This is a genomic window from Photobacterium sp. R1 (genome assembly GCF_054600795.1).
This window is the reverse complement of the sequence record NZ_BAAHZP010000292.1, coordinates 1-330: the sequence shown is the minus strand read 5'-3', so window position 1 is coordinate 330 and position 330 is coordinate 1. Positions and strand designations below refer to the sequence as shown.

General features: G+C 50.3%; 1 protein-coding gene. It reads right to left on the bottom strand.

Going from position 1 to position 330, the window contains the following annotated elements; genetic code table 11:
* Positions 1-26: 26 nt before the first annotated feature.
* A partial coding sequence (locus tag ACYP03_RS25095; RefSeq protein ID WP_459782540.1) for a peptide deformylase occupies positions 27-330 on the bottom strand: 304 nt, incomplete at its 5' end.

Below are 330 nucleotides of genomic sequence, written 5' to 3'. Positions count from 1 at the left end.
GAAAGAAGCGGCTACAGCCGCTTCTTTCAGTTCAGGCCCAGTTGCCGGCGGTATTCTGCTTCAGTGACGTAATCGTGTGAGTCAGCGCGATCAAGAAAGACAATACCGTTTAAGTGGTCTAATTCATGCTGAAAAATCCGTGCGATGAAGCCGGATAATTCACAGCGGACTTTCTGACCATCAAGCTGCTCGTAGCCGACGCTGATTTTGGTGGAACGTGGTACCAGTGCACGTATACCTGGGATACTCAGGCAGCCTTCCCAGTCCTTTTCTTTCTCTTCGCTCATCCAGTAAATCTCAGGGTTGAGCATAAGCGTGGGTGCCATAGCA